Consider the following 22,349-nt stretch of genomic DNA (forward strand, 5'->3'; position numbering starts at 1 on the left):
GTCGGGAGACGCGATAAATCGACGTTTCTACAATATCAGTCTTTTGTAGAGACGGCGATTTATCGCGTCTTTATGATAATTTATCGCGTCTTTGCGATCTATAATTTTCATCAAAAAACCTTAACCGAACCGTATTGATTGAAAACTGATTAGTTCTAAATGCGCCGATCGCTGTTAGGTAAATTTTGCTGGTTGTTTGGCTGTTTACCAGATTGCAATTGAGTATATATATAGGTCACTACTGCTAAAGTCAGCCCAATAGCCAACACCACCCCTACGATTCGCAAGAAATTGGGAGTAATTCTCGTAGTTAGCTGCTCACTTAGCCTTGGTTGGTAAATAGTGTCATCCGTTCGCGCTTGTGGTCTGCGTTGATTAGATGCAGGTCGTGGTTGATATAAAGTCACATCTGGTGGCACTTGTTGCCCGCCTTGATTAGATGCTGGTCGCGGCTGAAACAACGTCTTATCTGGTGACACTTGTTGCCCACCTTGATTAGCTCCTGGTCGCGGTTGAAACAACGTCTTATCTGGTGGCACTTGTTGCCCGCCTTGATTAGCTCCTGGTCTCGGTTGAAACAACGTCTTATCTGGTGGTACTTGTTGCCCGCCTCGATCAGCTCCTGGTCGTGGTTGATATAACGTCACATCAGGTTTGCTGGCGTTCGGATTATTCACAGGACTCTGTTGATTTTGCTCAACTGGGTTAAATGGTCTGGGAACGGTTTCGTGATTTGAGCCTTGATTGAAACCAGATGGAGGACGCAGAATCGTGTCGTCGTTTGATTGTCTGGGAACAGTTTCGTGATTTGAGCCTTGATTGAAACCAGATGGAGGACGCAGAATCGTGTCGTCGTTCGATTGTCTGGGAACAGTTTCGTGATTTGAACCTTGATTGAAACCAGATGGAGGACGCAGAATTGTGTCGTCGTTCGATTGTCTGGGAAGAGTTTCGTGATTTGAGCCTTGATTAGAAGAAGGTTGCGATCGCCCAGTCATTTGTTCGGGTACGCTAGATTCTGTGGCAAATTTGGCAGCAGCTTGCAAAGCCTGATTTAGTTCTTCTACCGTTGCAAATCGGTTGGCTGGGTTCTTGTGGAGACATTTCATCACCACGGCTTCTAATTGTACGGGTAAATGCTCACACCCTGGTTGTTCGCGCAGTGGTTTTGGTGGCTCATAAGCATGAGCTAATACCCAAGAAGCCTCACTGATATGACTACCCTTAATGCTGATTCCAAAGGGGTCGGCTGCACTCAGCATTTCATAAAGGATAATCCCTAAGCTGTAAATATCACCTCTAGCATCCAGGTTTCGATCGCTTTGGATTTGTTCGGGAGGTGCGTAACGAAATGTACCGATAAATGTACTAGTTATATTTGTAATATTGGAATTTTCTGAAGATTCACTACGAATTTTGGCAACACCAAAATCCAAAACCTTCACCCATTCTCCCAAATCTGTTGATATTAGAAATATATTATCTGGCTTCAGATCGCGATGAACTACCTGAATATGTTCAGTGGTTTTGCCGCCATCTCGTTGGAGAGTAACTCCTTGATGGGCAAGCTGTAGACCTTTACAAACTTGCGCCATAATTTTCACCGTCCGCTCAACAGACAGGCGCTTTTCGCGCAGCAGTAATTGCCTGAGCGTTTGCCCCCGCAAATATTCCATGACGTAAAATGGAAAACCTTCCGGGGTTACACCACAATCACTAATCTTAACAATGTGGTCGCTTTGCAAAGCAGCACAAACCGCCACCTCCCGCTCAAAACGCTTTCTCATTTCGAGTGATGCCACCAGCGTATCTTTGAGCAACTTCAACGCTACCTGCTGACCAACACGGGTATCCGTTGCCAGGAAAACTTCTCCCATGCCACCCCCGCCCAACCGTCTGTCTAAACGGTATCGCTGGTTATCACCGACGAAGCGACCATTCCAAGAATTTGAAGAAGGTGGGGATTTCATCTGGGGCAACCCATCCTAGTTACTTTAAGTGTTAATTTTAGTCAGAGATATTACTAGTATTACAAAATATGATTGCTTCATGACCTAGATGAATATTAGTAATATATACTACTAGTACTTGTCTAATTATACTCAGCTTAACATATTAGTAACTTAAAGTAATATGATAATTTTGATAAAATGTTTAAAGTTTAGACCTAATAGCAGTTGAAATTTGTTCCTGATATTTAAGTTAGCGCAAGTCCGACGACAATGGTCTGCTTCAGTAGTACTGAGTGACTAAAAGAGTGAAACCGGAGAGCGCAAACTACGAACCTAGCAAGTCAAACTTTACAGACAAGTAATTGAATTTAACACTCTTCTTAAATTACACTGCTAATTTTGACTAGCGAATCAGGAGGCTAAGATGGAAAGCAACACCACAACATGGTGGATATATGCATTATTGTCAGCTGGCTTTGCAGCATTGACAACTATCTTTGCCAAAATTGGCATAGAAAATGTGAATGCTAATTTAGCAACAGCAATCCGAACTGTTGTCATCTTAGTAGTTGCTTGGGGGATTGTATTTTTTCAGGGTAACGTAGTTAATATCTCAGCTATATCCCAAAAAACCCTGATTTTCTTATTATTATCTGGACTATCTACAGGGTTATCATGGATTTTTTACTTCCAAGCCTTACAAACAGGAAAAGCTTCCCTTGTTGCACCAATTGATAAATCAAGCTTGGTACTAGTTTTATTGTTTTCAGTCATTTTTTTGGGAGAAACATTAAGCTGGAAGATCCTTTTAGGAACTGGGTTAGTAGTCATCGGCACTTTAGTTTTAATTATTTAAAATCTTAATTAAGCTCGACTCGATCCAAAATTAAGAACTCGGTTTTCTTTATCCGGCAAAATCCTAGCTTTTTGGCAAATACTTTTTCCACATCACAGATTATCGATGAAGTGAAAAAAGTAAAACTACTGTCCCATAAAGGTTTAAGTTTAAGCGTTCGTGCTGATAGTCTTGGCGACAACAAGACTTAAAGTTTTGCAAAATATATTCCATTAATGTACTCTGGCGTACATGATTAATATGTGCTATTGCCATGAGGAATCAGGATGAGTAATGTGCTCTCTATAGCCGCAGTGACAGCAGTACTAAAAGTCTTGCTGGAAAATGGTTTAGTCAGCGATCCGATCGCTGCTAGTGTTGGTGATGTGATTGTAACTGCCCTACCGCCCGATCGAATTTCAGTTGAAGCTGACGAGCGCGCTCAAATCAACCTCTTTCTCTATCAAGTGACGCAGAATCGCAATGTCGATTGGGTATCTCAAGAATTTCGCAGCAGGCACTCACGGATTAATGGAAACCCACGCTCTCCAACTCCACCACTAGCTCTCGATCTCCATTACTTACTAACAGCCTACGGAGCCAAGGATTTTCAGGCGGAGCTTTTACTCGGCTATGCAATGCATTTATTACACAAAACACCAGCGATCGCATCTGATATTATTGAAAATGCTTTGATAAATGCATCTACAACTAATACCTCAAGTGCTTTTTCGCAAGCTGTAGCAAGTGTGTCTGTATCCGCTTTAGCCGAACAAATTGGGCAGATCAAATTGACTCCAGAGTTTTTTAATATGGAAGAAACTTCTAAGTTATGGTCTGCTTTACAAACACACTATCGACCTTCAGCTACCTATCTGGCGTCAATGGTATTGATTGAAAGTACCAATGACAAGTCTGAAAGTTTTTACATGATGCCCTTGTCTCAACCGAATATAGAGCAAGTTATAGCTCAGACAAAAACTGAACCTATGATTGTTGCAGGTACAACATTAGTAATTCGTGGTAAACGGTTACGCGGTGAGATCGCACGAGTTCGTTTCGGTAATAGGGAGACATTACTAGTACCTCAAGAAGTAAAAGAAACGCAAATCAGCTTGTTAGTTCCGCCAGATTTATACGCAAGCGTACAGGGTGTCCAAGTTGTACATCTAACAATGGGCAATGCAGGGCAAACGAATCATCTAGTTGAATCAAACGTGGCGGCTTTTGTCTTACATCCAACAATTACAGCATTCGTCACTCAAGTAGAAAATAGCGGTGAGAATTTACGCGCAGCAGAAATTACCGTTAAATTCCAGCCGAAAGTAGGTAAGGAACAGCGGGTAGTTTTGCTACTCAATGAGGTATCAGGTGATAATCCGGTAGCTTACTCTTTTTTGGCTGCACCACTTACCCAAGACACTGATGCGATCGCGATTCCGGTCAAAAATGTCAAACCAGGAACTTATATTGTCCGGGCGCGGGTAGATGGGGCCGAAAGTCCACTGCAAAAGAATCAGTTTGGGGAATATGATTCGCCACAGGTGACAATTTTATGAATGCTACGACAATTAATCACAATTGGGATGAGGCAAACTACCGCTACCTATCAGCAGCCCTAGCCGTGGTGCGTGGTATTTTGGAAAATCACACGGCAAAAGAGCAAAATCAACCTGAAGAGAACAACCAAGAGCATTTACAGCAGGAGTTACAGGAAGCTACTGCTGCTATGCCTGCACCATCGGCATTGGAGAGAATATGCAAAATGTTTCGTCTCTCATCCTTTGAGCGCGAACTGTTGCTGTTGTGTGCAGGTATGGAATTAAATGGGGATTTTGCCAAATTGTGTGCTATAGTTCACGGCGATTCACAACGAGCTTACCCAACTTTGGGTTTAGCTTTGGCAGCTTTACCTAACGTCCACTGGGATGCGATCGCTCCAAATGCTCCCTTACGTCATTGGCGGTTAATTCAAATTGGTGATGGTCATGCCCTGACTCTCAGTCCCTTAAGAATTGACGAGCGGATTCTACATTATCTCACGGGTATTCAATATCTTGACGAACGGCTAGCTGGTATTATTGAGCCATTACAAGAGGTTAGCGATTTAGTACCCTCGCACCAAGATTTAGCAGAGCGAATCGCAGCAGTTTGGTCACAAGCTTACAAGGTTAATAGCTTGCCAATCGTCCAGTTATCTAGTGGTGAAACTGCCAGTAAACGTGATATTGCCGCCACAGTTTGTCAACTTCAGGGTTTAAGCTTGTGGGTAATGCCTGCACAAGTCATTCCTTTAGCACCAGGCGAGTTGGATAATCTCATCCGCCTGTGGACTCGTGAGACGATTTTAAGTAAGAGCGCCTTACTGATAGACTGCAACGAACTGGATACTAATGATACAGCGCGATTGAATGCGATCGCTCGTTTCATCGAACGCATAAAGGGCTTTTTAATAGTCACAAGTCGGGAACGGATCGGCTTATCACAACGCCTAGTAGTTAATTTTGACGTACATCAACCAACTAGCAAAGAACAAGGTGTAGTTTGGCAAGATGCATTAGGGGCAAGTGCATCGCAAATGAATGGGCAAGTCAAAACCTTGGTGGATCAGTTTAACCTCAGTGCTGCAACCATTCGTGCTGCTTGTGCAGAAGCCGCAGGACAATTAGCACAAACACCAGAAACCGAGATCGCTAGCGTTTTATGGGATGCCTGCCGCGTGCAAGCACGTCCGCGCCTAGATGAACTCGCCCAACGAATTGAGCCATCTGGTGATTGGGATGATTTAGTATTGCCAGAGGTACAGAAACAAGTTCTCCGGGAAATTGCGGCTCACGTGCGCCAACGTAGTACTGTATATAACAATTGGGGTTTTGGAGGCAAGAGTGCGCGGGGATTGGGAATCAGCGCTTTATTTGCAGGTAGTAGCGGCACTGGTAAAACTTTGGGAGCAGAAGTACTGGCTCATAAATTGCGCCTCGACCTCTATCGTATTGACCTATCATCGGTAGTCAGCAAATATATTGGCGAGACAGAGAAGAATTTGCGCCGGGTATTTGATGCCGCAGAACAAGGTGGAGTGATTTTGTTATTTGATGAAGCCGACGCTTTATTTGGTAAACGAAGTGAAGTTAAAGATGCGCGCGATCGCTATGCCAATATAGAAGTTAGCTATCTATTGCAACGTATGGAAAGTTACCCAGGTTTAGCAGTCTTGACTACGAACTTGAAGAGTGCAATTGATACAGCCTTTCTGCGGCGGATTCGCTTTGTGGTGCAGTTTCCCTTCCCCGATACAACACAACGAGCCGAGATTTGGCGACGCGTCTTTCCAGATGAAACCCCAACCGCAGACTTAGATGCTTTGCAACTAGCACGGCTCAATGTGGCTGGGGGTAATATCCGTAATATTGCCTTAAATGCAGCTTTTTTGGCTGCCGATGCCGGGGAACCAGTGCAAATGAAACACGTATTGCGAGCGGCTCAAACAGAATATAGTAAGTTGGAGAAACCCTTGACTGATGCAGAAGTTGGTGGATGGATGTGATTTTATAATTTTGACCTTAGTAGAAAATGCTGGTAGCTAGCAGGCTGTATCTACGCCAACTCCATAGCAAACAAAATTACTCTGGTAATTCACCAAATCTTTCGCGATAGCGAGCAAGCATAGACTCCATTTGAGCAAGTTGCTGCTCGGCTTGTTCGCGTTGCTGCTCGGCTTGTTGACGCTGTTGCTGTTCTTGGTGTGCTACTTCTTCAGGCGTGGGTGTCAGTTGTCCATCAGGAGTGAAAAAGCGCAATTTCGATTGATAAACTCCCAAATATAACTGCAATTGCTGACTCCATAACCAACCTGCTTCATTTGCTTGCAGTTCTTGATAACGACCATCTAATGAATGAAATCCTTTAAATTCTAAACTTACCGGATCAAACCAAAAATAATCAGGAGTCCGCCAAATATCTTGATAGATTTCCTTTTTCAAGCCTCTATCAGTAGCAGCTGTTTTGTCAGAAAGAATCTCTACAATCACATTTGGATATTTGCCCTCTTCTTCCCAAACTACCCAGCTTTTGCGTGTTTTACGTTGGGTATTTAAAACTACAAAGAAATCAGGGCCTCTAAATTCCTCAGACTTACGCTGACGCGGACTGTAATAAATCGTCATGTTACCGCAAGCGTAGAAATCTTGACGCTCCTGCCACAACCATTCCAAACACTGAATCAACAGCAGTATTTGCCGCAAGTGAAGTTCTGTTTCCAAAGGTGGTTCATCACTGTATAAATCACCAGGAGGAAATATAACATCTTCTGGTGTGTCTTCTAAAATTATTCCTAAATCTTGAGCAGAAGACATAATAATTTCTATTTTTACAAGATAAATCTAACTTAACCCAATTCATTCACCTGCAAAAGCGATCGCCCCAGTTTTCTATCCTATCTTTCTACGATTACAAGTCTCGCTCACACAGAGCCACTGTCGGCAAATAATAATTTATACTTAAGTCGATAGCGATCGCCACGAAACAAATTGTATAATTTGATTCAAAAATATGCTTGAGGATGTGAGATGAGCGATCGCATATTTGGGTCTAAGAAAGTAGGTATATCCACTTCAAATCCGTCGTTGCTCTCAGCAACAACTCCAACGCTGGCAAATCCAGTGCGCGGCTTTGACATCGCAAATAAAGCTCCAATCCAAGCATCCTCTGAGGTATCAACCGACCTGCAAGCTGCACAATCTGCTGGCGAAGAATCTTGGGAATCACAAGCTATCAAAAAAAAGCCTGTTCACGACATTAGTAGCATAGCATTGCGTCGTCCACAAGCAAAACTGACTGTTGAAGAACCAGAAGACCAGTATGAGCAGGAAGCCGATAGGGTGGCTAATCAAGTCATGTCAATGCCTAATACTGCGATGCAACCGCAGGAAAAACAGACTCAAGAGAGAGAAGTGCAAACTAAACCTCTCGATGTTTACTTTGGGCAAAAGAAATCGCCAGGGAATAATCAGTTGACTCATGTAGTACAACAGAAAGGTGAAGTGTTGCAAAGAGCGCCAAAAAACCCAATAGTTACAGAACTTTCGACAAAACTGCCACTGACAGAAGCCAATGCAAGATTAATTGATGCTTGTCATAACTTAGGTAGTATTTATGTGGATTTATCTGTAGCAAATACTGATTTAATCAGTACAAAATTAAGAATTTTCTCTATAAATTACGATATGGCTTACAGCAATTACTCAAGAGTAATTGGTCAAGGAAGAGCAGAAGCACAAAATCAAACTCTTTGGAGAGGAATATTTTTAGGAATAGGAACGGGTGTTTTAGCAGGTCTTGCCGCCGCCTATATTGCTCCTTCTACTGCTGCCGGATGGTTTGCTCTCACGCTAGCGGATGCAGGTACAGCAGCCGGTTCTTCATTTTTACAAGGAGCTGCGTCTTCAGCAGTAGCTCTTGCTGTATCAGATGCCATCACAACACGAGGCAGTGATTTACAACCTGGTGGTCTTTCACCTGATATGCTGCGAAGTAATATTTGGCAACACGTTGCATCAATGTATCGTGGTGCATTGCAAACCAATAAAGTATTAGCCAATTTACATAAAAATACCGTTATTCTTGAGCGATTAATTGCGGAAATCAGGGTACAAATTGCTGGTGGTGCATCGTCATATTCGCCAGCAGATATACTAACAGCAACTAATGCTATGAATGAGCGCATTAATGGAATGGCAAGTGTCTTTAGCGAATTGAGACAGAAATCAACTGCGATGAGTGCCTTTGGCAATTCTATTTTGGCTTATGACCCTACTAAACCTGAAGTCGCTCAAATAGAAAAAGATATTTGGATTATGTGGATGGGAACTTTAAGTAATGATGACTCTGACATTCTTGATTTAGATAATATTGAGGATCATTTGAAGAGTATCGGAATTTTAGGTAATGGTGGTTTATTAGGTGTAGATTTTGGAGACTATACCTCAGAAGACGATGAGCTAGCGGCTTTAGCAGCAGCTCGTCCTCGCGCTGCAACCATAAAAGGGAAGTACGATCAAACGACTTCTCAATGGACTGCACCGAGTCCTTGAGTCAACTTTTAATTATTTACTTTGATTTGTTTGCAGAGCCGTCTACTAAATCAAAGATTTTTATATCGTTTCCAATCCCCGACTGGTGATATAGATTTGAGTGGCACACTTTAAAACTTTTTCAACTTGTTTTGGTGCTTTGATTTCAGTAAATAGCTGAATCGCTCGCTCGAAATTTATTTGACTTTCATCAGGCTTCGACATCTTTTGATTAGTTAAACCCAATTGAAAATAAGCTTCAGCTAGATCGCATTTAGCGCCTATTTTATCCAAAAGTTCGATTGCTTCTGTATGATTAGCAATAGCTAATGCAAAATCTATTTTTTGCCGATGGATTTCTGCTAAACCATTGAGTGTTTTTGCTTTTACTTGCGTATAATGACTTTCTTCAGCAAAAGTCAAAGCTTGGTGAAATATCTGATTTGCCTGATAAAATTTGCCTAAATTGACGTAGGTTTGACCCAAAATTTGCATAAAATAGACAAATCTTCCAGTCTGTTCTATCAGTTTTTCGTTCGTAATATTTTGATACGCTACATCTGCTAATTGATATGAGAGATCGCGCAAACCCAAATAAGAATACACCAAAGCTAAACAGACTGAAGCTTTCTCTGCCCAGCGATGATGCTCGGTATTTTGAGCTAAGTAAATTACCTGTTGAAATAACTTTGCGGCTACCTCTAGTTCCCACAAATCTATCTTGTAAAGGCCAATACTTAATAAAGAATCTACCTCTAGCATTCTCAGATAGTAAACTGTATGTTTATTCTCTGGCTGAGGTACAAGTGATTTGAGTGCTTGGGTTGCCAGAGTAATAGTCTTTTCTTGACAAGCGATCGCTTGACTAATTTTACCTGTTATCCAATATAAATCGCCCAGTATATTATAAAGTTCGCTGAGATTTTGGTCATTTTCCAGATTATTAACAACTCGATCGATTGCCGCAAGTATCGGTTGAATTAAACCCATCCGATACAAGGTACTACCAAGAGGCAAAAATTGCTGCCATTGATTATTTCGGCTTTTTAAAATGACCTTACCCGCCAACTCAAATTCATTAATATCTATGTAGTGATAATATGCTTCTAAAGCTTGCAAAGCATCTTTAAAAGTTTCAATTTGTTTAACACTAGTTGTCCAAAATTCAGCGGCTTTGTGGTTGGCAATTTCCCATTCATCGCTAGGGCGTAAACGCGCGATCGCCTCTGCACGAATCACGGGATGCAACCAGTATTCACCTTTTTCACACTCCACCAAAGACCGATTTCTCAAAGAGACAATAATTTGGCGATGTTGATCGGCTGGGACATCCCAGAGTAAACAAAACAACCCTTGTGATGAGATGGTGGGTATATCTTGGTAACGATAACATCCCAAACGGCAAAGCAAGCGATAAGCTTGAGGATCGAGGGCTTGCAGGCGATTGATTTGACTAACTGCTAAATTTTTTAAGTCGGTTGCTGCTAACGGATCGGCATGATTTTCTTGCCAATAAAGAGCCATATCACCGTCAAAATCTTCTTGAATCGAACCGCAGAGAATTCCCATTGCTTTAGCATTACCGCCATAAGTGCGATGCATGATTTGCAAAGTTGGCGAGTTGATGGCTAATCCCCGGTTGCTAAAAAACTGTTGCCATGCACTTTCATCTAAGCCAGGAAGCCGATAGTGATTCACATTTAACCCAGGTTCACAAAGGCGATCGCGACTGGTAATTAAGGTAACAGATTGCACCCTGGCATCAGCCAAAACCCGCAATAGTTCTACATAGTTGCGGTGAGAAGCAATCAACCCACCTTGTCGATCTAATGCAGGTTCGAGATTGTCAATTAACACCCCAATCCGCCGATTGTGGAGTTCGCGCTTGAGTCGTCCCAAAGTTACGCCAAATTCTACCCCAGGTTCTCGATCGAAATCTTGTTTAAGCCATTCCTCTACTACACGTTCGGCGGGGGTGATATTTTGCGTTTCCTTCGCCATTAGCAGTTCTAAAACCAAGTCAAACCCCTGAGTTTGAAGATATTGCTGCGCTAGAGTAGTTTTGCCTAAACCGCCCTCACCTTGGATGACAATGACTTTTGAACCTTGATTTACCAAAGTATTCAGGTGAGCGATCGCTTCTGTTCGTCCAATAAAATTGGTATCCTCTAATTTTGGGGTGGGATTTTGGGGCGATCGCGAGTAATCAATCAGACTGGATGATATCGCAGTAGTTTTTCTCAAAACCCGTTCTAAAGTAGCGCGACAATTACTTTTAGTAATCTTTTCTCGCAATACCTTAGAAAGCAACTTCCATAACTGAGAACCAGCATCCTTGGCGTGTCCTTCGGTACAACCGTAAGAATGAGCGATATCCAAGTATTTTCTACCCAACCAAACTTGCACAAGAATCACTTTTTGCAAATCGCTCAACCGTTCCCCAGTCTGAGGGGGAATTGTGGCGTCTAACCATGCTAATGCTGCTTCAGCGTCCATTGGGTAACGACAAGGGTAGTTCAGATTTTAAGGACAACTATAAATTACTCTACAGTTATGTTGCTGGAGTTTTCGGATAAGATTCTGTAAACCCGACTTTTTTCCCGACTTTTCCGACCTTGGCTGGAAACCTCCAGCTAAACTGATATAAACCTATGCAAGATGGGCTAAACCCTTCTAAGCCTCATCCTGCCAAAATGGGAAAGAAGTTGCACAATTGGTGTTAAAAAACCTACAAAATTGTTCTGTATATAGACTAGATTCTTTAGTTTGGGAAAATTTGAGCATAAAATGTCAGAACTAACTGAAGGACTGAAACGAATTCATACATGGTTTACAAAAAATAGACCTGAGCGAATTTCTTGTCTAGCTCCAGGACTTTCGCGTGAATATATTGAACAAAGTACTAGATTTTTGCCATTCAAATTACCTGAAGAGGTTTATGAACTGTATCAATGGCGTAATGGTTCATCAGGATATGACTTTCTATTTGAAAATTATGAATTCATGTCTTTGAATGCAGCTGTAAGTGCTTACCACGAGCAAATGGGTGAAATTCGCTATCACGAGCGTGAACAAGCATACTGGTTTGAACATAGTTTCCCTATTTTCCAGCTTTGGTGTAACGGCGGTGTTTTGTATACAGTTGTGCCTAATCCACAAAGAAATAGCATCATACGCATATACGACTCAGAATGTAATGATTATTCACTGCGTTACGACAATTTGACTAACTTAATTTTGCATGGAGCAGATTGGTATGAAGCAGCTTACTTTGTGGAGAAGGAAAAAGCTTGGGATATTATAAATGAAGAAATGAGCTGTTTGCTTGATGTCAAATATATGGCAAGAGATTATCTCGCAAATTCAATTACCCGAAAAGGAGCAGCAGTTTCAAGAATATGCGAGGAAATATATCAGCGTTACATTAATGGCGATATCTCATCAACGAATGCATAAAGCCTTTGAGATAAATTTAATCCTCAGCGATCGCCACCAACCTTTTGAAGTTTATCGCTTAGTAGATGGTAGCTATCAATTGCAAATTGGCGAACCCTTTTGGATGCCAGAAATTGGTTTGGGAATTGGTAGAGGGCAATAGATATCTGGTAATATCCAGCGTCAGGTCTTGTATTGGTATGACCGACAAGGAAAGCGCTATCAAACGTCAAAAGAACAGCTTGAATTAGCGAAAAATATTGTCAACAATTTGCAGAATTGCCCGAATCAAGCAAGCATTAGCTTTAAGGTAGCGCCTTTTCTGCTTCTAGCAAAAATAAAATTGTGCTTGCCGTCATGTGAAGCTGGTAAGCAGCAAAGTATTGTGGAACAGTAAGTGGCTGAGAACCTTGACCATGACCTGCATTTTTATTTCTCATAGTAGGAACTCCACTTTCAAGACTTGATTTGAGTGAGGTTACTTGGGTTTGTAAGTAAGTAGGAATCAGATTATTCTGGAGGCAAAGATTAATCAGATTTTTCGCCGAATCTCCAGGTTGATAAATCCAGCCTCGAATATCACAAATAGTTTTCATAGTACTCTCGAAAGCTTTGAGGCATTCAACAAGGCATTCCTTGTATCGTCCATGCCGATAATGTTCGTGTGCTTTCAAAAATTCCTCATTTGCTCCTTTAAATCGTGTATCACTTAGCAAAAGCAAAACTGGCTTAACTGCCTCAGTGTGGATGATCTGAGAATCAACTCTGATAATTTCGCCTGACTCATACTGATAGCCTACCCCGTGTTCCCTAAACCTGAAGTTTAATTCTTCAATTGCTGCATCAGGTGTAATTTTTGGCTTACACAAGTATTTGATATTATTTTGTCTGTAAAATGTGTCTATCAATCTGAAGCTCAATTCTACAACATCAAGAATATGATTAGTGTTGTTGCACTGTATAATAAAATTAATTACATCACCAATGTAATTTTCGTAGTCGAAAAATTCTTTTTCTATTAGAGAGAATTTACCATATTCACGACATAAGGTATCGTGAATAAATTTGAAGTTTTCTATAGTTTTATTATTCTCATGATCGCCTAAAGCATCGTTCATAATATAAACAATCTGTACGCGAAGTGAACTAGGGATATTTTCATACTGATAAACATCAGGAACTTCTCCCATAAATCTTTTTTGGCGTTTTGAGTATATATCAAACACATTCATACTTAAAAACACGATACATAATACTTTTATACTACAAATAAATAACTATAATGTCTATTGTGTATTAACACACACTATAGTTCTGTCAGATTAACCCTAACTAAGTAAGAACAAAGCCAGCATAACTCACAATTTTAATTTTTAAGAGTAAGAACTTGTACATCCTACAACCGACTTTTTCTCCGCCTCTTTAAACTCCATCACATAAAACTGCCGACTTCAGCCGACTGACAAAACGAAGTGCGATCGCTTAGGCTATTGGGCATAGAGATAAAAATTTAAGTATAAAAAGATGCTTAATATCCTCAACCCAATCACAGAAGACTTAGTAAGTCAAAGCTATCCCAGTCCTCATTACTTACAAACACAGCGCCGCATTCGTTCCCTCATAGATAAATATATTGCAGTCGAAAAACTACATGACCGTCTGCAAGATTTACCGATACAGTTTGCCAATCCCCAACCGCGTCCCTGGAAACCCATTGACTGGCAAACAATTAACCGCAATCAAATTATCGGCTTAGACGCAGAGGTATTTTTATCTATATTGATAGGTGCGATGGACACAGAAGCCCCCATTCGCGGCTATACCCAAACAAGTCGGCAATATTTGGAAAAATTGCATCCTCAGATGGCTCGGTTTGTTGGTGGAACTGTCGGTAAAGATGGCGAATTGCTGGAACTTGGTTTGTGGGAAAAGGAAGAACGTCAGCACACACCCGCATTAATCAAAATCTACACTCAATTAACAGGCGAGAAAATTACCCCAAAACTTCGGACTGTTAGAAGCTATCTTCCCACAGATGATGCTAACGAAGACTTATATCGCCACGGCTTACATCGCATTGCCACAGAATACGGTGCTACCTGTCTTTATATTTGGTTGATGGCTCATACCACTGGCGCACTCCAGGATGTTCTAGAAGAACTAGCACAGGATGAAATCAATCACATGACCAAATTCTGGGGGTTTGGAGTCTGGGCTTTCCCTGATACTGGGTTGATGCGAATTGGACGCACGCTAATCAAAACGCGATCGCAAAACTATCAGCGTAACAACCTCATGCGTACTCTCCGCCGCATGATGGGTACCCTTAACTGGAATGCTTGGTCATTAACCAACAAAACAACTCTCCTATTTACCTTCACTTACACAATGCATCGCTTGTGGAGTTGGAACAATAGCCTCACAGCAGAGTACTTACAAAATTTATTTGAAACTAATTAGTCAAAACAAATGACAAAGGACAAATGACAAATGACAAGTGACAAATCAAAATTACCCATAGATTTAAACCCCCAAAAAATCCCCCAACATATCGCTGTCATCATGGATGGTAACGGCCGATGGGCAACCAGTCGAGGATTACCGCGCATTGCTGGACATCGCCAAGGAGCAAGGACACTCAAAGAACTATTGCGTTGCTGCAAAGATTGGGGAATCAAAGCGTTGACAGCATACGCTTTCTCAACAGAAAATTGGCAGCGTCCCGTTGAAGAAGTGAATTTTCTGATGCATTTGTTTGAGCGATTACTACACCGCGAGTTAGCTCAGATGCATCAAGAAGGAGTACGCATCTCGTTTATTGGAGATTTATCAGCTTTACCCAAATCTCTACAGACAGAAATGGAGCGTTCAATGGCAGAGACATTGAACAATCAAGCAATCCACTTTACTGTTGCAGTCAACTATGGTAGCCGCAACGAAATTACCAGAGTTTGCCGTCAAGTAGCTCAACTCGTAGAACAGGGCAAACTCAACGCCCAAGAAGTGAATGAAAGTCTTGTAGAACAACATCTCTACACAGCAGATACTCCAGAACCCGATTTACTCATTCGTACTAGCGGTGAGATGCGATTGAGTAATTTTCTTTTGTGGCAAATGGCGTATACAGAGATGTATTTTACCGATATTTTTTGGCCAGATTTTAATCGAGAAGCATTTCATCAAGCTTTGTTGAGCTATCAAAATCGCGATCGCCGTTTTGGTCAAGTTAAAGCTTCATTATCAGCTTAGTGTACCAAACACTAGACATCGCGTGAAGAAGGCAGAAGGCAGAGGGTAATATTTCCTTCTGCCTTCTGCCTTTCTTGATAAAGTAAAAGCACCCATATTACCAGGATGGTATATGAGCGCTCACGAATAAAACATTATCGAGGATAATCTATCTGCTATGACAGACCGAAGTAACTATAAGAATAGCAGGCACTGGGTAAATAAACTGCAAGGGTAGTTACAAATGTTTTGTTAAAAATATTACTTACCGTCAATATAATCCTTGATTTAGGCAAAATCCAATCGATTGCGGAATCCTATTCTCCTCAAGAACTCTTCGCTGCCTTGGTTTGGCAGCATCGGTTCAATGAGTTTGATGGCGAAGAAGTAATTATTGACCTTTCCAACCACAGAAATTTATGGTCAAGCTTTCTGTTCACCAAACCAATCTTTGCACCAGATGAAAACAGTTTAAGCTTTGGTGGTATGGTCGATACCCTACTTGCAATGGCAAACTATCGTCCCATGCCTAAAACCAGCATCATTCATTTCATTGCCTATCCTGCCGATACAATGTACATTCTGACAGAGAACCAAGACACAAAAGTATCAGAGCTTTTAGACTTGGGCAAAAAATGGCGGGCTGATTCAGTAGAGATAAGTGATGGCACGAATGAAGACTATGGTTTGCGCCTGAAACGCCGACTGAGAACTAGATTGGAAGGAGAGCTATCAGGTGAAGATGTTCGCCGATATTCTGATGCGGTCGTTGTTTGTTATTGGTGGGATTGAATTCTTGAAGTATCTCAATTAGAGAAATTGTGGACTACAATATGCTTTTTTATTCCCGATCTTAGCTTACACCCAAATTGAGCAGCGATCGCAGGCTCTTAATTTTTTTAAGTAAATTATTCTTTGTTAGGTATTGAGCCGAGGATTTCGGCTCAATACCTGTATTCTTTATCATAAAATCAGACTGATGTAAATTACTTTTTTGTCAATATAGCAATCCGATTTTATATTTGAACAGAGAAAATTTGGAAGACTTATGAATCAGGCATTCTACGGAACGTACTGTTCACAAGCCATTCATGATTTACTATGGTAACTATAAAAACTATCAATATAACTTGTTGTTAATTCTTTCCAAAAATAGTATTTACTATTATTTAATACTTGCGATATAAGCTGATGTTTTGGTAAGTTAATTCAGAAAAAATCCTGAAATCCAAAATTTAAAGTTAACAAGACTCTCTTGCTAAATCTACTTTAAATTTACTTATCAATCCATTTCAAAATCGCAATCAATTTTTTCACTATTTTATAGGTGTTGGGAGTTATGATGGCAAAGTATCTACTAGCTTCTGCTAGTGGGATGGGATTTTTATGTTTAATTGCTGGGTTATCACCTGTGCAAGCCCTTCCTAGTTTAGAAATTGCAGATAAAAACGTAGTTGTTAATCAAGATGACGGCAGCTATCAAAAAAATGATTCTCATCAAAGCGATTTAGCAAATAATATCTCCAGTAAATTGCTGATAGCTAATGAGAGTCAAAAAAATTTACCCTCAATCAATCAACAGCAAAAAAATCAAGATTTAGAAGTAGATTCTGCTGTTAACTTGTGGCAGCCAATCACACCAGAACCTGCAAGTTCATCTCCAACCTCATACAAACTTGCACAAGTAACATCCGTATCCCAATTGTCTGATGTACAGCCGACGGATTGGGCTTTTCAGGCACTCCAATCTTTAGTCGAGCGCTATGGTTGTATCGCAGGTTATCCCAATCAAACCTATCGCGGTAATCGGGCGATGACTCGCTATGAGTTTGCTGCTGGCTTAAATGCTTGTTTAGAGCGAATCAACGAACTGATTGCGACTGCAACTGGTGATTTGGTCAAGAAAGAAGATTTAGCCACGTTGCAGAAACTACAAGAACAATTTGCGGCGGAATTGGCAACCTTGCGAGGTCGAGTAGATTCTGTAGAAGCTCGCACAGCAGAACTAGAAGCAAATCAGTTTTCTACTACGACCAAACTCAATGGTGAGGTAATTATTGCTGGTGTTGGTGCTAGCGGTGGCGCTCCTAATCAGAGTGACCCGAATATCATCCTAGTCAATAGAGTGCGGTTAAATCTCACCACTAGCTTTACTGGTAAAGATTCATTAATTACTGGATTGCAAGCCTATAACTTTTTGGGTGGAGCCACTGGAGAGGGTAGCTTACAACAAGGTTTAGGATTAGCTTCACCGCTTTTAAGTGCAAGTAGCGCTCGTACCAGTTTTGAGCCGCAATTTCCGGGGTTAAATGTCAATACTTTGTCGAGTGTTGGTGCAAACAGCGTTCAGCTTTACAAATTGCTGTATATTTTTCCCGTCGCTAATAAATTAACCTTGTTTGCGGGAACTGCGGCGGAAACATCAGATGCTTTCCCAGCAATTACGCCTTTTAATGGTGAAGGACAAGAGTCAATATCTCGTTTCGCCAACTTGAATCCTGTGCTACGGGTTTCTGGTGGAACTTCGGGTACTGGTTTAGCATCGGCGGCGGGATTTATTTTTAATATTTCGCCAAATTTGGATTTAAGAGCTTTATACGGCAGCGTAAATGCCAATTTACCCGAAAAATCTGCTAATGAGGCAGTACCAGGAGTTTCTACTACACCTTTGGGAGCAGGTTTATTTAGTGGTAGTAGTATTATTGCCACACAGTTAACCTTCAAGCCAATTCCCGCTCTGGATATTGGTTTAAACTATGCCCACAGTTATCACGAAATCAATATTTTGGCTACAGGATTAGTTAGTAGTGATATCGGTGCTTTAGCAGGGGTTGCAACTGGAACACCGCTCACACTCAACTCTGTTGGCGGTACGGTAACATGGCGATTATCTCCCAAGATAGCCTTATCTGGCTACGGTGCAGCAATATTTGTTGATGCTGCTTCCAATAGCGTGGATGCTTCCACCACCTTTACAAGTTGGATGGCGGGAATTCACTTCAGAGATTTATTCAAGTCAGGAAACACTGCTGGGATTCTTTTTGGTCAGCCGCTTTTCCGTAGTGATACTGGTGGTTCTGCTCAACTTTCGCCCACAGGCGACAATCGGGCAACTCCTTACCATTTGGAAGCCTATTACCGCCTTCAAGTTAGCGATAATATCAGCATTACCCCTGGTGCATTTGTTCTCTTTAACCCAGAAGGTAACAGCAACAATGAGACTACGACTGTAGGTGTACTTCGGACTACTTTTACGTTTTAAAAGATTGGGAGTAAGCAGTCAAAATCCCCCAAGAAATTGGGGGATTTTGAGATTGGATAACAAATTCACAGTAAGAAAAATATTGTCCTCTTTCACTAGTATCGTGACAAAAAAATCTTTCTTCGATGCTGAACCCCACCAAGGTTTGTAGAATCTAAACCCACTAACCGAGATATAGATGGAAAGTGTCCTTTAGGTGCGTCTAAACTGAAAGTATATTCTTCATATTTAACCCATTCACTATTGGCAAGACTTGTTAGCCATCCAACTTTATAAGCAAAAGACATCACCCTACAGATAACCTAATTGTTTCTTCTACCTGAGTTAGCAGTTTGGTTTGAAATTTGGTGCTTTTGTATAACCCGCTCAATCTGGCAAGTCACCGCATCTATTCTATGTTTAACTTTATCAAAGTCAATATTCACCCAAATATAGGCTTTATCAGGTTTTTGCTGCTTATAATTCATATATTGCTTTAGTTGTCAAGATATTTTGTTATATCTATACAATATATACATCTCAACTTCTAAACTACTTTCTCTAGACATATAAGTAAATATGCTTAACATTTACTTAAGGTTTGCTCGCAATCCGATTTGATTTTTAAACTTATTTGCGTGCTACTCAAAGTACAGTGCAAGCGCCATAAGCAGGTAATAGGGAATCAGGCTTTTCGAGTTGTAAGGAGTTTTTCACCCAATCAAATAGGAGTCCTATAGCTCCTAAAAGTTGAATAAAACAGTGATTTGATTAATATGGGCGCAGATTATTATCTATCTATTGAAAGAGACGCGATATTTCGCGCCTCTAAGAACTAAAATCAAAATTCTAAGTATTAGCTTAAACCTTTGTTTGTAGATATTGAACTAACTGCGGTGCTTGCATCACTCCCTCGATCCTATCCACAGGCTTACCCTGCTTAAACAGTACTAAGGTTGGTAGAGAGGCAATTTTATACTCAGTAGCCAAATCTGTGTACTTTTCTGTGTCGATTTTGACAATCCTTAAGCGATCCTTAAGTTGGGCATTGACTTGCTCTAAAATTGGCACCATCATTTGACAGGGACCACACCAGTCAGCATAAAAATCTACTAATACAGGTACATCAGAAGCAGACAGCATCTCTTCAAAGCTGTTGAATTGCTTTTTAGTTGCCATGTGACACACACCGATTTTCAATTGTTTGTTTCAATAGTAGTTCTTAGAAAATAAAATCGGTATAGGTTCATGGGTTTTTGTTGGTAAAAGATTAGATTAGTTAATATAGAATGATTTTACAGCCGAAAATATTAAATAATTATAATAAAATACGTATTTTTGTGAGGTTGTGCATCTGCATTAGATATGTATTTAAACCTATCCTGACCAAGCAAATAATTATCAAGACGTTCACGAGAGTGATATCTACGAAGGTTGTAGCTGCAAAACTTTCTAGTCTATCCAGCCAGGTGAATATATTGTTTCAAGTTATTGCTCCATTAGCAGAGAAATAACTATAGATATTTAATTATAGTAAAAGGTTAATTCTTGTTATTCGAGTTATATAGTAATCCTATTTGATTTGTGAGAATTGCAACCCGCGTCCCCGACAACTTTATCAAGTCGGGATCTTGTTTCTGTGCATTTGATTCACGATAGCTATATCTACCTAAATACGACATATAAGTTTATCTATTAGCTATCTAATTTGCAGCATGACAGCAAGATTGTCATCCTGCAAGAGTTAGATTTTATTCAGACAATATTCAGATGTTCCCGAAATCACCATAAGATAATTAGCGCGGTATTTCTAAGATTGAGGAACATTAAATGACACTATTACAAGATAAAGTCGCAATTGTCACAGGTGCATCAAGAGGAATTGGCCGAGCGATCGCAATTGAATTAGCCTCACAAGGAGCGATCGCAGTTGTCAATTATGCCAATTCTAGTGCAGCAGCTGAAGCAGTTGTTACAGAAATTACAGCAGCGGGAGGTCAGGCGATCGCTATCCAAGCAGACGTTTCTAAAATTGAGCAAGTAGACGCACTAGTTAAGTCCGTCATGGAAAAGTTCAGCCGTGTGGATATCTTAGTCAACAATGCAGGTATTACTCGCGACAATCTGCTTTTGCGTTTGAAGACAGAGGATTGGCAAGCTGTGATAGACCTGAATTTAACTGGTGTTTTCTTATGTACACGTGCAATCAGTAAAATTATGCTGAAGCAGCGATCGGGGCGGATTATCAACATTACCTCCGTTGCTGGGCTAATGGGCAACCCAGGTCAGTCAAACTACAGCGCCGCCAAAGCAGGTGTAATCGGCTTCACTAAAAGCGTTGCCAAAGAACTAGCTACTCGCGGCATCACCGTTAACGCCGTCGCCCCTGGATTCATCACCACCGACATGACCAGCGATCTCAACAACCCTGAAGATATTCTCAAATACATTCCACTCGGTCGCTTCGGTCAACCCGAAGAAATCGCTGGAATGGTGCGTTTCCTCGCCGCCGATCCCGCCGCCGCCTACATCACCGGACAAGTCTTTAACGTCGATGGCGGCATGGTAATGGCCTAAATAGTTGAGCTAAATAATTGAGGGGTAGCGATTTTTCGTAGTTGGAGCTTTAGCTCCAACTACGAACTTATTAAATCAAATTCGACAAACTAATATGAAAACAGACTCCATTTTTTATCGTTTATTTCAAACTTTCCCCAGTGCTTTTTTTGAATTAATTAATCTGCAACCATCAGAAGCAAATGCATATAATTTCGCTTCAGTAGAATTAAAGCAAACGGCATTTCGGATTGATGGAGTCTTTCTTCCTGTTGCTGATACTAGTAGTCAGCCGATTTATTTTGTAGAGGTTCAATTTCAAAAAGATAACGAATTTTACGCTCGTTTATTTTCAGAAATATTTCTGTATTTACGACTTTACGCACCTACTTCAGATTGGCGAGCAGTAGTTATATTCCCTCGCCGCAGCCTTGAACCAACCCAAGTACAACCGTATCGAGTCTTACTCGAAAGCCAACTGGTAACGAGGCTATATCTAAATGAGCTTGGAGAAGTAACTGAATATTCCTTGGGAGTTGGGATCATCAAATTAGTAGTTGTAAATAAAAAACAAACTCCCATATTAGTCAAAAGTTTGATTACAAAGACACGTTCGGAAGTGAGCGATAAAGCACTTCAACAAAAAGTGCTAGATTTAATAGAAACAATTGTAGTTTACAAACTACCGCGTATCAGTCGTCAGGAGTTGATAAAAATGTTTGGACTCGGTGATTTTGATATCAAAACTACCAGAATTTATGAGGAAGTGCGTGATGATATCATTGAGGAAGTGCGTAATGAAGTCAGACAGAAACAGACTCTAGAAGTGGTTATGCGTCTGCTGCGACGACGCATTGGTAATTTGAGTCAGCAATTGTCAGAGCGCATCAGTCAGTTATCTATCGAACAGCTTGAAAATCTAGCCGAAGCACTGTTAGATTTGTCCACAGAAAAAGATTTAGTTGCTTGGTTGCAAGACAATTTAACTCAAGCTTGAATTTTTTGTGGACAGAATAAACATAGTAGGGCTA

Annotated in this window: 18 protein-coding genes; 12 read left to right on the plus strand and 6 right to left on the minus strand. The window is 40.9% G+C overall.

What is annotated here, in order from left to right:
- Positions 1-155 precede the first annotated feature (155 nt).
- Positions 156-1,970 (minus strand): serine/threonine protein kinase, encoded by a 1,815-nt coding sequence (locus V7K84_RS14255; protein ID WP_334838923.1) that lies wholly within the window; start codon positions 1,968-1,970, stop codon positions 156-158.
- Positions 1,971-2,376: 406 nt separating this feature from the next.
- Here V7K84_RS14255 and V7K84_RS14260 point away from each other — a divergent pair, with 406 nt between their 5' ends.
- From V7K84_RS14260 to V7K84_RS14270, 3 genes are all read left to right on the plus strand, one after another.
- Positions 2,377-2,808 (plus strand): EamA family transporter, encoded by a 432-nt coding sequence (locus V7K84_RS14260; RefSeq protein ID WP_334838924.1) that lies wholly within the window; start codon positions 2,377-2,379, stop codon positions 2,806-2,808.
- Between the two features lie 266 nt (positions 2,809-3,074).
- A complete protein-coding gene (locus V7K84_RS14265; RefSeq protein ID WP_334838925.1) occupies positions 3,075-4,346 on the plus strand; it encodes a DUF4255 domain-containing protein in 1,272 nt (423 codons plus the stop codon).
- On the plus strand, positions 4,343-6,334 hold the full coding sequence (locus V7K84_RS14270; RefSeq protein WP_334838926.1) for an ATP-binding protein: 1,992 nt from the start codon (positions 4,343-4,345) through the stop codon (positions 6,332-6,334). The genes V7K84_RS14265 and V7K84_RS14270 overlap by 4 nt, the downstream gene beginning before the upstream one ends.
- Positions 6,335-6,410: 76 nt before the next feature.
- Here the strand turns inward: V7K84_RS14270 and V7K84_RS14275 are convergent, their stop codons facing one another.
- The gene (locus V7K84_RS14275; protein WP_334838928.1) at positions 6,411-7,142 is read right to left on the minus strand and encodes a Uma2 family endonuclease; all 732 of its coding nucleotides are present in this window, start codon (positions 7,140-7,142) and stop codon (positions 6,411-6,413) included.
- Between the two features lie 213 nt (positions 7,143-7,355).
- Between V7K84_RS14275 and V7K84_RS14280 the strand changes: the two genes are divergently transcribed.
- The gene (locus V7K84_RS14280; RefSeq protein WP_334838930.1) at positions 7,356-8,879 is read left to right on the plus strand and encodes a hypothetical protein; all 1,524 of its coding nucleotides are present in this window, start codon (positions 7,356-7,358) and stop codon (positions 8,877-8,879) included.
- A gap of 60 nt (positions 8,880-8,939) precedes the next feature.
- Here the strand turns inward: V7K84_RS14280 and V7K84_RS14285 are convergent, their stop codons facing one another.
- Positions 8,940-11,354 (minus strand): tetratricopeptide repeat protein, encoded by a 2,415-nt coding sequence (locus V7K84_RS14285; RefSeq protein WP_334838931.1) that lies wholly within the window; start codon positions 11,352-11,354, stop codon positions 8,940-8,942.
- A gap of 291 nt (positions 11,355-11,645) precedes the next feature.
- Here V7K84_RS14285 and V7K84_RS14290 point away from each other — a divergent pair, with 291 nt between their 5' ends.
- Positions 11,646-12,314, plus strand: coding sequence for an SMI1/KNR4 family protein (locus V7K84_RS14290; RefSeq protein ID WP_334838933.1), 669 nt, complete (start codon positions 11,646-11,648; stop codon positions 12,312-12,314).
- Positions 12,286-12,456, plus strand: coding sequence for a hypothetical protein (locus V7K84_RS14295; protein WP_334838935.1), 171 nt, complete (start codon positions 12,286-12,288; stop codon positions 12,454-12,456). Before V7K84_RS14290 ends, V7K84_RS14295 begins: the two co-directional genes overlap by 29 nt.
- Positions 12,457-12,598: 142 nt before the next feature.
- On the opposite strand, the gene V7K84_RS14300 is transcribed toward V7K84_RS14295, so the two are convergent.
- The gene (locus V7K84_RS14300; protein ID WP_334838936.1) at positions 12,599-13,525 is read right to left on the minus strand and encodes an STM4504/CBY_0614 family protein; all 927 of its coding nucleotides are present in this window, start codon (positions 13,523-13,525) and stop codon (positions 12,599-12,601) included.
- Positions 13,526-13,817: 292 nt separating this feature from the next.
- Here V7K84_RS14300 and V7K84_RS14305 point away from each other — a divergent pair, with 292 nt between their 5' ends.
- The 4 genes from V7K84_RS14305 to V7K84_RS14320 all read left to right on the plus strand — a co-directional run bounded on the left by V7K84_RS14305 (position 13,818) and on the right by V7K84_RS14320 (position 18,783).
- Positions 13,818-14,753 carry a ferritin-like domain-containing protein gene (locus tag V7K84_RS14305; RefSeq protein WP_334838939.1) on the plus strand — a complete coding sequence of 312 codons (936 nt, stop codon included), beginning with the start codon at positions 13,818-13,820 and terminating at the stop codon, positions 14,751-14,753.
- 30 nt (positions 14,754-14,783) lie between these two features.
- The gene (locus V7K84_RS14310; protein WP_334838941.1) at positions 14,784-15,542 is read left to right on the plus strand and encodes an isoprenyl transferase; all 759 of its coding nucleotides are present in this window, start codon (positions 14,784-14,786) and stop codon (positions 15,540-15,542) included.
- A 324-nt stretch (positions 15,543-15,866) separates the two neighbouring features.
- On the plus strand, positions 15,867-16,313 hold the full coding sequence (locus tag V7K84_RS14315; RefSeq protein ID WP_334838942.1) for a hypothetical protein: 447 nt from the start codon (positions 15,867-15,869) through the stop codon (positions 16,311-16,313).
- Positions 16,314-16,863: 550 nt separating this feature from the next.
- Positions 16,864-18,783 (plus strand): iron uptake porin, encoded by a 1,920-nt coding sequence (locus V7K84_RS14320; protein ID WP_334839033.1) that lies wholly within the window; start codon positions 16,864-16,866, stop codon positions 18,781-18,783.
- 95 nt (positions 18,784-18,878) lie between these two features.
- Here V7K84_RS14320 and V7K84_RS34285 read toward each other — a convergent pair whose 3' ends face one another.
- Positions 18,879-19,070, minus strand: coding sequence for a GUN4 domain-containing protein (locus V7K84_RS34285; protein ID WP_442940950.1), 192 nt, complete (start codon positions 19,068-19,070; stop codon positions 18,879-18,881).
- Between the two features lie 553 nt (positions 19,071-19,623).
- Complete coding sequence (trxA, locus tag V7K84_RS14325) at positions 19,624-19,941, minus strand: thioredoxin (RefSeq protein WP_094352713.1); 318 nt, start codon at positions 19,939-19,941, stop codon at positions 19,624-19,626.
- A gap of 651 nt (positions 19,942-20,592) precedes the next feature.
- Here trxA and fabG point away from each other — a divergent pair.
- Together fabG and V7K84_RS14335 are read left to right on the plus strand one after the other, a co-directional pair.
- Positions 20,593-21,339: a 3-oxoacyl-[acyl-carrier-protein] reductase gene (gene fabG / locus V7K84_RS14330; protein ID WP_334838943.1), complete on the plus strand. Its 747-nt coding sequence runs from the start codon at positions 20,593-20,595 to the stop codon at positions 21,337-21,339.
- A 94-nt stretch (positions 21,340-21,433) separates the two neighbouring features.
- Complete coding sequence (locus V7K84_RS14335; protein WP_334838945.1) at positions 21,434-22,315, plus strand: Rpn family recombination-promoting nuclease/putative transposase; 882 nt, start codon at positions 21,434-21,436, stop codon at positions 22,313-22,315.
- Positions 22,316-22,349 lie beyond the last annotated feature (34 nt).

This window comes from Nostoc sp. (genome assembly GCF_036917315.1).
Classification (GTDB): domain Bacteria; phylum Cyanobacteriota; class Cyanobacteriia; order Cyanobacteriales; family Nostocaceae; genus Nostoc.